Genomic DNA, 12,598 nt, shown 5'->3' with positions numbered 1-12,598 from the left:
CGCCTATTCTTCTTCTTGATCGAACGCAACATTTTCAATATCGTCGTCTGTCATATCAGGAGTAATGGTCAATTCTTCTTCCGAAGCTTCATCTTCTGCAACAACTTCTTCTGCAGCTTCCGCTTCTTCGGCTGGCACTTCTTCAACAACTTCATCAGCGTCTACCGTAAATTCTGCTGGAACTTCCCCAAACAGATTGTCTTGCAGACCTTCTGGTGATTCGTCATAGTCGCCATCATCATACATCGCATAAAACTCTTCCATGTCAGACTCAGCTTTGATATCAATCTTGTGGCTGGTCAATTTCGCTGCTAAACGCGCGTTTTGACCACGTTTGCCGATCGCCAAAGATAATTGGTAATCAGGTACAACTACGGTACAAACTTTAGGATTTTCCGTGTCGAAAATAACATCTTCCACTTGGGCTGGATTTAAAGAGTTGGCGATAAAGACTGCCGGATCTTCATTCCATTCCACGATATCCATGTTTTCGCCTTTTAGTTCATTCACGATTGCTTGAACCCGTTGGCCTTTCGGTCCTACACAAGTTCCGACTGGGTCAATGTTGGGATCATTGGAACGAACAGCAACTTTCGCACGATCGCCGGCTTCTCTGGCAATGCTGACAATTTCAACGATTCCATCATAAACTTCAGGAACTTCTTGTTCAAACAGTCGGCGCAACAAATCCGGATGACTGCGGCTAACAAATACTTGTGGTCCTTTTGAGGTGTTTTCTACCCGGGAAACATAGACTTTGATGCGGTCATGAGGCTGATAAAACTCATTTGGCATTTGGTCTTGCTTAGAAAGAACAGCTTCAATTTTACCTAAGTTTACATAAATATAGCGATTGTCTTGACGTTCCACCACACCTTGCATGATGTCTTTTTCATAAGCACTATATTCATTATAAATGATATTGCGTTCCGCTTCACGAACCCGCTGCAAAATAACTTGCTTAGCTGTTTGAGCAGCAATCCGTCCGAAATCCTTCGGTGTAACTTCAAAGCGAATCGTATCGCCGATTTCGTAAGCGGGATTAATCGTCATTGCTTCTTTTAAAGAAACCTCTAACTGAGAATCCATTACCTCTTCAGTGACTTCTTTAACTGCGTAAACATGGATGTTGCCTTTTTTCTCGTCAAATTCAACTTCCACATTTTGTGCTTGGCCGTAATGACGTTTGTACGCAGAAACCAAAGCCGCTTCTAAGGCATCAATGACGATTTCTTTAGAAATGCCCTTCTCTGCTTCTAAAGTATTCAATGCATTCAGCATTTCTTTACTCATTATTCTTCCTCCTAAAACTCGATTGCAAGACGTGCTTTTGCAATATTGCTTCTGTCAAAAGTGATGTTTTTGGTGCGCGTCTTGATTTTGACTGTTAGTGTCAACTGTTCTTTGTCTAATTCTTTCAAGTGACCTTCATATTGTTTCTGCCCATCCACGTTTTGGTAAAGCGAGACATGCACATATTGCCCTAAAGCATTTTGATAGTCCTGCTCTTTTTTCAATGGACGTTCCGCTCCCGGTGAGGATACTTCAAGAAAGTATGCTTGAGGAATCGGATCCGGATCGATTTGATCCAGCTTTTCACTCAATTTTTCACTGACAAAGGCACATTCTTCAATATCAATGCCACCCTCTTTATCAATGAACACTCTCAAAAACCAATTTTTTCCTTCTTTTACAAATTCCACCTCTACCAATTCAAAGTGTTGCTCATCTAAGATCGGCATTACTAACTCAGTGATGGTTTCGACTACGCTGCTCAAGCTGTCAGCCTCCTTCTAGCTTTCAATCCATTAAAAAGAGTGAGCGAAAATTCCGCTCACTCACCTTCAGTGTCTGATTACTTTGTAATAATACCACAAATGCAATGAAAATTCAACCGGCCCATTTTCATATAGGCCGGCTGTAGACAACGTTTCACAGTCCTTATAAAAATCTTTACATGTCGAACAATGAAAGCTGATTTTCATCTGGTAAATCCTTCAAGACCCCTTGTGCATCCATGTACTCAATCAAGGTTTTCGATACTTTTCCGCGACTAGCTAAATCTTCTTTAGATAAGAAAATTCCGTTCTTACGAGCTTCACAAATTTGATTCGCCACGTTCATTCCTAGTCCCGGTACAGCTCTAAATGGTGCGATCAACGTATCGCCATCAATCACAAAATCCGTAGCATCCGATTTGTACAAATCAATCATGCCAAAGTTGTAGCCACGTTCCAGCATTTCATTACATAATTCCAATACGGTCAGCTGGTTCTTCTCTTTAGTAGAAGCATCCATTCCCTTGTCAGTGATGGCCTTCATTGATGCCTTCACAGCATCCTTGCCTTTAGCCATCGCCACCAAATCAAAATCATCCGCACGCACAGAGAAGTACGCACAGTAGTAAAGAACTGGGTAGTACACTTTAAAGTAAGCCACCCGCAGCGCCATCAATACGTAAGCTGCCGCATGGGCTTTCGGGAACATGTATTTAATCTTAGAACAAGAATCAATGTACCATTCCGGCACGTTGTTTTCCCGCATCGCTGCCAAGTAAGTTTCCCGCAGCTCCTCAGGAATCTTGTTCCATAATCCTTTACGCACGGTTTCCATAATCTTAAAGGCCATCCCGCTGTCTAAACCGGCATGCATTAAGTAAACCATGATATCATCCCGACAGCCGATAACGTTAGCCAGCGTAGCGTCACCGCGGCGAATCAACTCTTCCGCATTCCCCAGCCATACATCGGTACCGTGGGAAAGTCCGGAAATTTGCAGCAATTCCGCAAAGGTTGACGGATGGGTTTCTTCCAGCATCCCCCGTACAAAACGAGTCCCAAATTCGGGAATCCCCAGTGTTCCAGTTTTAGAATTAATTTGATCCGGCTCCACACCTAATACTTGCGGTCCAGCAAAAATCTTCATTACTTCTGGATCATCTGTCGGAATAGTTTTCGGATCAATCCCTGACAAATCCTGCAGCATCCGAATCACCGTCGGATCATCGTGTCCCAGAATATCCAGCTTCAACACGTTATCATGAATCGAGTGGAAATCAAAGTGAGTCGTTTTCCATTCAGAATTCTGATCGTCCGCCGGATATTGAATCGGCGTAAAGTCGTAAACATCCATGTAATCGGGGATAACAATAATCCCCCCCGGATGCTGACCAGTCGTCCGCTTCACTCCGGTTGAGCCCTTGGCCAAGCGATCAATTTCCGCCCCGCGAAAATGCAGGTTGTGATCCCGCTCGTAGCCCTTCACATACCCATAGGCAGTTTTATCCGCTACCGTACCGATTGTCCCCGCCCGGAAAACATAATCCTCACCGAACAACTGCTTCGTATAGTCATGAGCCTTGGCTTGATAATCCCCCGAGAAGTTCAAATCGATATCGGGTACTTTATCCCCGTGGAAGCCTAGGAAGGTTTCAAAGGGAATATCGTGTCCATCTTTATGCAAACGCGCGCCGCATTTCGGACAAGCCTTCTCTGGCATATCAAAGCCGGAACCGTAAGAACCGTCTTCGAAGAACTCCGAGTATTGACACTCTGGACAATAATAATGAGGCGGCAAAGGATTTACCTCGGTAATCCCCGTCATAGTCGCCACGAAACTCGATCCAACCGAACCCCGGGAACCAACTAAATAACCATCCGCATTACTCTTGTGTACCAATTTTTGCGAAATCAAGTAAATAACCGAGAAGCCGTTCCCGATAATTGAATCCAATTCCTTCTTCAAGCGCTTCTCAATGACTTCTGGTAATGGATCACCATACAATTCCTTGGCGCGACTGTAACTTAGCTGTTTAATCTCTTCTTCTGAACCAGGAATCTTCGGTGTATACAAATCATCCTTCACCGGTACAATTTCTTCACAGGTATCAGCAATCAAATTGGTATTATCCACTACGATTTCCTTAGCGACATCTTCCCCTAGGAAAGAAAAAGCCTGCAGCATTTCATCGGTGGCTCTAAAGTGCACATCCGGCAAGCTGTGACGGTTCAGCGGATTGGCGCCTCCCATTGAACTCACCAAAATCTTGCGGTAAATCGCATCTTCTTTATTCAAGTAATGAACATCACCGGTTGCAACCACTGGTTTGTTCAGCTCTTTGCCGATTTGAACCAGGTTGCGAATGATGTCTTCTAAATCAGACTCATTTTTTACCAGCTCTTGTTCCAGCAACGGCGCATAAACTGCTTTAGGCATGACTTCGATATAGTCATAAAAGGCCGCCCGATTTTTAGCTTCCTCTACCCCTTTTTGCATCATGGCTTCAAACATTTCACCCTGGGCACAGGCAGAGCCGACTAAAATATTTTCCCGCAGCTTTTTCAGCTGAGAACGCGGAATCCGTGGTACCCGTTCATAATAGTCCACGTTAGACATGGAAATTAATTTGAACAAGTCCTTCAAGCCATCCTGGTTTTTCGCCAGCAGCGTAGCATGAAACGGCCGCGCCCGCTTGTAGGAGTCTCCTTCACCCACATGATCGTTCAACTGATCATGGTAGAACATCTCATGTTTTTCCATCGCTTCTTTGACAAAAATCCATGCCAAATGCCCGGTAGCTTCCGCATCATAAACCGCCCGGTGATGCTGTTCCAAGCCAACGCCGAATTTCTTCGTTAGTACCCCTAAACCAAAACGTTTAAAGTCGGGATACAAGTAACGAGCCAACTCCAGCGTATCAATGACCGGATTTTTTGTTTCCGCAATCCCGTGACGGACATAACTGGTATTCAAGAAGCCAATATCGAAGGCCGCATTGTGAGCTACTAGAATCGTTCCTTCACTGAAAGCCTCGAACAATTCCAAAACTTCTTTTTCCGACTTCGAGCCTCGCACCATTTCGTCGGTAATCCCGGTCAAATTAATTGTGGTTTCCGACAACGGATGCCCCGGATTAATAAATTGTTCAAAGGTATCAATCACGTTTCCTTTATGCATCTTCACCGCTGCCAGCTCGATAATCGTATCGTAAACAGCTGACAATCCGGTGGTTTCCACGTCAAATACCACATAAGTCGCATCGGTTAACTCGATGTGCTGATCATTGTAGGCAACTAAGACGCCATCATCGACCACGTTGGCTTCCACGCCATAAAGAATCTTCACGCCCGCTTTTTTTCCTGCCGCATGGGCATCCGGAAAAGCCTGCGCCCCAGCATGATCGGTAATCGCGATGGCTTTATGCCCCCATTTACCAGCCTGAGCAACTAAATCACCGATATGATTGGTAGCATCCATGGTACTCATGTTGGAATGCAGATGCAGTTCCACCCGTTTTTCCTTGCCGTAATCCTTGCGATCAGGATGCTTCACTTCTTGAATATCCTGCGCGTTCATTACTAAGTCCCGCATGAAGGTATCTTCTTGAATACTTCCCCGCACACGAATCCAGCTTTTTTCGGCAATCGCATCAAAAATCTGTTCATCCTTCTCACCGTTAGAGAATTTCTTCACCACGAAAGAGGAAGTGTAGTCGGTCATCTTTAAAATCAAGATTTTCCGTTTTGAACGCAATTCGCGAACTTCTTTGGCAAAAATAAACCCTTCAATCGTTACGCGACGTTCTTCTTCCAGAATATTACCCATCGGCATGATTACTTCATCTGCGGGAATGTTGCGGCCCATTTGAATTGGACCATCAAAGCCAGCTTCCGCTTTTTCTTTTTTCTTCGCTTCATGCTGGGCCATCGTTTCAGCTGCTTTTTCTTGGAAAGCCGCATCCTGTTCCAGCTTCCGTTCTTCAAACAGCTTCAAAACCCGTTCCTGCTGCTCTTCGTCCACTTCTGGATCGATTCGCAAGCTAGGGAACCCGTAAGAAACTAATTTTTCTTCAATCAATGGCAAGTATTGCTGCTTCAGAAACGGAATCACCGTTTGATTATCAATTAACAACACAATCCGTTTGTCCTGCAAAACAGGCAACGGCTTGCTTAGCACCTGCTTCACTAAAGGCGTATCGCAATCTTGCTCAGTAAGCGCCAAACGCCAATAATGCTGCAGCAATTCTTCGTCAAACTGTCCATCCACTGCTTCAATATGTAATTTGATTTGCGCAATCGATTGGAAGGCCAGCACCAGCTTTTGGTGGAAGGCATAATAGAGTTTAGCCGGCAAAATTTGCGGTGTTTGGATAAAGAATTCCCAAACCCGTGATTTTTCATGAACCACCACTTGCTTGATTTCAGCTCCCTGAATCAATGAATGCTGCTGGTCCTCATCACTCAGCTCAATTTGACGCAATAAATTTTCGAATAATTCCCGATTTTGAGACAAAAGAACATCTCCTTCACTTTTTTTCAAGTATTATCTAGTATAACTGTTTTTTTTGCCGATTGCATTAAAATAATCCCATTATGCCACGAGCCGATTTCAAAGCAACCGCCTCTTGAAACGACCTTTTTTGCTTTTTCAGTAAAAAATTTGCCTGAAGTCGAAAATCCGGCAAATAAAAAACCCGCCGAAGCGAGTTTACTGTTTGTTAAAAGAAGAATCGTGAGATATCGTTCCACGTCACTAGAATCATCAATACCATAATGAACACAAAGCCGGCCATCGTAATCATGCCTTCTTTTTCTGGGTCCATTGGTTTGCCCCGTAACGCTTCAATAATGTTCAATAGAATCTTCCCACCATCGAAAGCCGGAATCGGCAACAGATTGACAATTCCTAGGTTGACTGACAGAAAGGCCATCAAATAAATGACGGTACGAATCCCTTGACTAGCCGCCTGAGAAGACATTTCATACATCATTACCGGTCCGCCTAATTTGTTTAAGCTGAAACCAGTGAATAACGAACCTAAAGCCTTAAAGATTTCTATTACCAAATCCCAAGCCTGAGTAAAGCCACCAACAACTTTATCCATAAAGCTAGTCTTCGTCATATACTGGCTGATACCGATCATTCCAATCTTTTGGCCGCCGTTCTCAGAAGTCTCTGGTGTTAGTTTGACTGTCTTTTCTTTGCCATCTTCAGCAATCCGCATGGTTACTTCTTTACCAGGATTGGCTTGGATTTCCGCTGTCAGATCATTCCAATCAGAAATCTCTTTGTCGTCAATTGCTAAAATACGAGCATTGTCCTTAATCCCTGCTTCTGCAGCTGGACCGCCTGGCTGCACCGTACCAATTTGATTGGTATCGAGAACTGGAACCCCGCCTTGCATGAAAGCCAAAACAATAAACAAAACAACTGTTAAAATAAAGTTATTCAATGGACCGGCAAAGTTAGTTAACATCCGGGCACCAATCTTCGCTGACTGGAATTGAACATCCCGCGGCGCAATTCGTACTTCTGTACCGTTGTCTTCAATTACTGTCGCATCATGGTTCACTGTATAAACGACTTCGCGACTTTCATCGCCGTTTTCATATCCCTTGATTGTCAGATCATCCACTAAATCAGCGGCGATCAGCTCTAAAGGAATACTATTAGGCAACTGAACCTTTTTACTAACGTTAATCCGCTGAACCTGCCCCTGCCCATCTAATTCCAATGACATCGGCATTCCCGGACTTAATTCAGTTTCTTCATCTTCCAACCCAGCCATCCGCACGTACCCGCCAATCGGCAGCAAGCGCAAGGTATAGGTGGTCCCGTCTTTTCCCATATGGGCGTAGACCTTGGGCCCCATCCCAATGGCAAATTCTCTAACTAAAATACCGGACCGTTTGGCAAAGAAAAAATGGCCAAATTCGTGAACGATAACTAATACCCCAAAAACAATTAAAAATGTAATGATTGTGCGCATGAGCTTACCTGCCTTTAGCTTTTTCTTAGAATTAGTGTAGCATAATTATTACGAAAAAAAGCTCTGGAAGCGAGCTTTTTAAAAAACACCTAATAAATGCATCATTGGAAAGACAAAAAGCATACTGTCAAAGCGATCCAAAATCCCGCCGTGACCAGGTAAAATAGTACCTGAGTCCTTCACATCGAAATGACGTTTGATGGCAGATTCCACCAAATCGCCAAATTGTCCCACCACCGAAAAGATAATGGTAAACAACAGCATCACTACTATATTATGTTGCGTCAAATTAGGCTGAACAATCAAGAATACCAACGCCACGACTAAAGCACTGGCAATTCCCCCTAAAGCACCTTCAATCGTCTTGTTAGGAGAAATTTCTGGCCACAGTTTGCGTTTCCCAAACTTGCGACCTACCATGTAAGCCCCAATATCAGTGGACCAGACAATAAAGAAAGCAAAAATAATCATAGCCATTCCTTCAGAACGAGCAACCACTAAATTTTGGAAGCCCACACCAGCATACAAACTGGCAATTACTGGAAAGCCTGCTTCATCAATCGTGTAAGTATTCTTAGATACCACCGAAAAGCCTAAAATGATCATCACTGTCAAATAAAACAATAAAAAATTGCCTGAAGCTTCATTTAAAAAAGGGAACCAGCGTTCAGCCGGCAGCACCAGGAAGACTGCTCCTAAAATAGAAAGAACTCCTTCAAAGCTTAAAATTGCTAGACCTTTCATACGGAACAGCTCATACACTCCAACACCGGCTAAAGCTGCCGCCGCTAGTTCAATCGCGATCCCGCCTACATATAAAATCGGCAAGAAGATGGCTAAAGCCACCGCTGCCGTAATTACTCGTTGTCTCATTTTTTGTCCTCCTTGTTCAATCCGCCAAATCGGCGATTACGACTTTGGAAAGAGGCAATGGCTGTTTCTAAATGGGCGCCATCGAAATCAGGCCATAAGGCTTTAGTAAAGAATAACTCGCTGTAGGCTAATTGCCACAATAGGAAATTACTAATCCGCTCTTCTCCACTGGTCCGAATCACCAATTCAGGATCTCGCAGCTCCTTAGGCAAAAAGCCGGTCATCAAATGGCTGGAAATCATTTCTTCATTAATATCCTCAGGCTCCAGCTCTTGATCCTTCACTTCTTTAGCAATGTCTTGAACCGCACTGACGATTTCCGCCCGACTGCCGTAGTTCAACGCAAAGTTCAACACCAAGCCATCGTTAGCTGCAGTTTGCTCAATCGCCCGCTTCACCGCATCTTGGGTATGAGCCGGCAGATATTGCTCATAGCCCATCACCTTCACTTGAACATTCTCTTCAATCAATTCAGGAACAAAAGTATCAAAAAAATCCACCGGCAGCTGCATCAGGAATTTCACTTCATCTTCCGGCCGTTTCCAATTCTCAGTCGAAAAAGCATACAAGGTCAATACTTTGATACCAAGTTTATTAGCATACTTAGTGATTTTTTTTACCGTTTCCATACCTTCTTTATGTCCAGCCACGCGCGGAAGCCGTCTGTTTTGCGCCCAGCGTCCGTTGCCGTCCATAATAATTGCCACATGTTTAGGAATAGCACCCTCTGTATCAAAAGTCAGCTGACTTTCTTCCGGTGTATATTTCTCTTTTTGTGGAAAAAAACGTAATACCATTAATTTTCCTCCTCAATTAATCAGGTTCCTATTTTATCAAAACGAATTTTTGCCAGATTCCCTGCCGCTAACTAGATTAATTAACATCAAATAGCAAGCCAGACTGGCAACTCAAATGCCATTATAGCAATAATCCTAGTAATTGCCTATGGATAACTGTAGGTATTTAGCTTTTTTCAAACATTTCAGTTGATACAATTTGCAAATTTTAAACAAATTGCCTATGATCTTTTTACTTATTTTAGCTGATGAAAAGTATAAGGAATTGATTTTCGTATGATACCGTTGCGCAAAACTGAGGTGTCTTTTATGTAGAGATAAAATCATCAATTACTGAGAAGTACGTCTGACAGCTAGCCCTTTTCAATGAATTCATTTTTCCAAGACCGGGAAAAATTAGTCTGATCGTCATACGCTTACCATTCCACTAGACAGCACGAATCATAGTTAACTGATTATTTGTTAAAACTTTCCTCACTATATACACTGCGAAAAGTGGAACTGGCAGCTAACTCGTCTTAATGAATTGATTTTTCCAAGACCGGGAAAAATCAGTTTTATTTTCGCGCGCATACCATCATGCTAAACTTCTCGTGTCTACTTGTAGAGGATTAAATATTATCTTTTCTTCTATCTTTATAAACTGCGAAAAGCATGAATGGCAGCTAACTCGTCTTAATGGATTGATTTTTCAAAGAACACGAAAAATCAGTCTGACCGTCGTACGCATATCATCCTACTAGACATTTCTTACTATTTTGTAGTCGGAATAATGGGGATTGTCTTCTGTCTTTATAAACTGCGAAAAGTAGGAGTGACAAAAAGACAGCTGCCGTAAAAAAATACGACAGCTGTCTTGTCTTCAGTTTAAACGTCTAATAGTTCTTTTTCTTTTTCGCTGACAATTTTGTCGATTTCTTTGACGCTGTTGTCAGTTAATTGTTGGATTTCTTTTTCCATGTTGCGTAGATCATCTTCAGTGATGTCGCCATTTTTTTGTTGTTTTTTGTAGTCGTCCATTGCATCACGACGTACATTACGTACAACAACTTTAGCGCCTTCAGCTTCTTTTTTCACTTCTTTAGCTAATTCCTTACGACGTTCTTCTGTCAATTGCGGAATTACCAAGCGAATCACATTGCCGTCATTGGCTGGGTTCAAGCCGATATCACTAGCTAAGATCGCTTTTTCTACATCTTCAATCGTGCTTTTATCAAAAGGTGTGATCATTAATACCCGTGCTTCTGGTACTGTGATAGAAGCTAATTGGTTAACTGGAGTTGGCGCACCATAATAATTTACGGTGATACGATCCAACAAGCTGGCATTCGCCCGTCCAGCACGAATTTGGCCAAGTTGACGCTGTAAAGCATCTTCAGCTTTTTTCATTTTTTGTTTTGCTTCGTTCATTACTGTATCTGCCATGTTATTTCCCCCTCACGGTTGTTCCAATGTTTTCACCTAAAACAACGCGTTTAATATTTCCTTGTTCGTTTAAATTGAAGACAACTAGCGGAATATCATTGTCCATACTTAGTGAACTTGCGGTTGAATCCATTACTTGTAATCCTTTAGAGATTACATCCAAATGCGTCAATTCGTCGAACTTAATTGCATTTTGATCCAATTTAGGATCGGCAGAGTACACGCCATCAACATTGTTTTTCGCCATCAAAATAACATCGGCATTAATTTCAGCTGCCCGTAATGCTGCTGTAGTGTCAGTTGAGAAGTATGGATTCCCTGTGCCACCGGCAAAAATTACGATACGGCCTTTTTCCAAATGACGCTCTGCTTTGCGGCGAATATAAGGCTCCGCAATTTGGCGCATTTCGATGGATGTTTGTACACGAGTCGGTACCTCGATGTTTTCTAAAGCATCTTGCAATGCCAAAGCATTCATCACAGTAGCCAGCATGCCCATGTAGTCAGCTTGCGCCCGCTCCATGCCCATTTGTGCACCGATTTGTCCGCGCCAGATGTTGCCGCCGCCGACGATGATTGCCATTTCGATCCCTAATTCATGTACTTCTTTGATTTCTTCAACAATGTCTTGAATAACTGGCGGGTTAATGCCAAACTTCTCTTCTCCGGCTAATGCTTCCCCGCTCAATTTAAGTACTACTCGTTTGTATTTTGGTTCTTTCATTTCGATTCCCCCACTGTCACTATATAGCTATTTTAGCATATTCTGCTTAGTATGAAGCTATTTTTATCTGGATTTGCTTAAAAAAAGGGAGCGCATCTGACATGCGTTCCCGACTGTTAAAAAACAGAATTATTTTTTCACTTGGTTCATAACTTCTTCAACAAAGTTATCTTCACGTTTTTCGATACCTTCGCCGACTTCGAAACGTACGAATCCTTCAACAGTAGCGCCTTTTGAAGAAACGTATTTTTCAACGGTCATATCAGGATCTTTAACGAATGGTTGGTCAACTAAAGCAATTTCTGCTTTGAATTTATTTAGGCGGCCTTCAACCATTTTAGCAACGATTTTTTCAGGTTTGCCTTCGTTTAAAGCTTGTTCAGTTAGAACAGTTCTTTCATGTTCTAATTCTTCTTGAGGAATTTGAGACTCATTTACATAACGAGGGTTGATAGCAGCAACGTGCATTGCAACGTCTTTAGCTACTTCTTCTTCAGTTGTGCCTTCTAAAAGAGTCAATACAGCGATACGTCCGCCCATATGCAAGTATCCGCCAAATGCAGCATTGTCGCCTTTTTCCAATACTTTGAAACGACGGAAGCTGATTTTTTCACCGATAACTTGTGTTGCTTCAACCAATTCTTCAGCAATTGTGCCTTTTGAAGTTTTGATTTCCATAGCTGCATCCATGTCAGCAGGTTTGTGTTCAGCAACTAAAGTAGCGATTTCTTTTACTAGGTTTTGGAACATTTCGTTTTTAGAAACAAAGTCAGTTTCTGAGTTTACTTCAACGATTGCTGCAGTGTTTCCGCTGATTGCAACTGAAGCTAAACCTTCAGCAGCGATACGGTCGTTTTTCTTAGCAGCCTTAGCCATACCTTTTTCACGTAAAAGATCAACAGCTTTTTCAATGTCGCCTTCTACTTCTACTAATGCTCTTTTCGCATCCATCATACCTACGCCAGTCATGTCGCGCAGTTCTTTTACTAATTTAGCTGTTACCTGTGCCAT

The 12,598-nt window shown here is 42.7% G+C and carries 9 protein-coding genes; all 9 read right to left on the bottom strand.

The annotated features are described in order from the left end of the window. Nucleotides 1-3 precede the first annotated feature (3 nt). The gene (nusA, locus tag JZO70_RS10565; RefSeq protein ID WP_207673533.1) at nucleotides 4-1,293 is read right to left on the bottom strand and encodes a transcription termination factor NusA; all 1,290 of its coding nucleotides are present in this window, start codon (nucleotides 1,291-1,293) and stop codon (nucleotides 4-6) included. Nucleotides 1,294-1,304: 11 nt separating this feature from the next. After that, nucleotides 1,305-1,778, bottom strand: a complete 474-nt coding sequence (rimP, locus tag JZO70_RS10560; RefSeq protein WP_207673532.1) for a ribosome maturation factor RimP — start codon at nucleotides 1,776-1,778, stop codon at nucleotides 1,305-1,307. Nucleotides 1,779-1,953: 175 nt separating this feature from the next. After that, the gene (locus tag JZO70_RS10555) at nucleotides 1,954-6,291 is read right to left on the bottom strand and encodes a PolC-type DNA polymerase III (RefSeq protein ID WP_207673531.1); all 4,338 of its coding nucleotides are present in this window, start codon (nucleotides 6,289-6,291) and stop codon (nucleotides 1,954-1,956) included. Between the two features lie 205 nt (nucleotides 6,292-6,496). Beyond that, complete coding sequence (gene rseP, locus JZO70_RS10550; RefSeq protein ID WP_207673530.1) at nucleotides 6,497-7,768, bottom strand: RIP metalloprotease RseP; 1,272 nt, start codon at nucleotides 7,766-7,768, stop codon at nucleotides 6,497-6,499. Between the two features lie 78 nt (nucleotides 7,769-7,846). Further along, nucleotides 7,847-8,641 (bottom strand): phosphatidate cytidylyltransferase, encoded by a 795-nt coding sequence (locus JZO70_RS10545; RefSeq protein ID WP_207673529.1) that lies wholly within the window; start codon nucleotides 8,639-8,641, stop codon nucleotides 7,847-7,849. After that, nucleotides 8,638-9,438: an undecaprenyl pyrophosphate synthase gene (gene uppS / locus JZO70_RS10540; protein WP_207673528.1), complete on the bottom strand. Its 801-nt coding sequence runs from the start codon at nucleotides 9,436-9,438 to the stop codon at nucleotides 8,638-8,640. Before uppS ends, JZO70_RS10545 begins: the two co-directional genes overlap by 4 nt. 867 nt (nucleotides 9,439-10,305) lie before the next feature. Beyond that, nucleotides 10,306-10,863 (bottom strand): ribosome recycling factor, encoded by a 558-nt coding sequence (frr, locus tag JZO70_RS10535; RefSeq protein WP_207673527.1) that lies wholly within the window; start codon nucleotides 10,861-10,863, stop codon nucleotides 10,306-10,308. Nucleotide 10,864: 1 nt separating this feature from the next. Next, nucleotides 10,865-11,587 carry a UMP kinase gene (pyrH, locus tag JZO70_RS10530; protein WP_207673526.1) on the bottom strand — a complete coding sequence of 241 codons (723 nt, stop codon included), beginning with the start codon at nucleotides 11,585-11,587 and terminating at the stop codon, nucleotides 10,865-10,867. A gap of 129 nt (nucleotides 11,588-11,716) precedes the next feature. After that, on the bottom strand, nucleotides 11,717-12,598 hold the full coding sequence (gene tsf / locus JZO70_RS10525) for a translation elongation factor Ts (RefSeq protein WP_207673525.1): 882 nt from the start codon (nucleotides 12,596-12,598) through the stop codon (nucleotides 11,717-11,719).

The sequence above is a fragment of the Candidatus Enterococcus moelleringii genome (genome assembly GCF_017377575.1).
Lineage (GTDB): Bacteria > Bacillota > Bacilli > Lactobacillales > Enterococcaceae > Enterococcus_A > Enterococcus_A moelleringii.
This window is presented reverse-complemented; position numbering and strand designations above follow the sequence as displayed.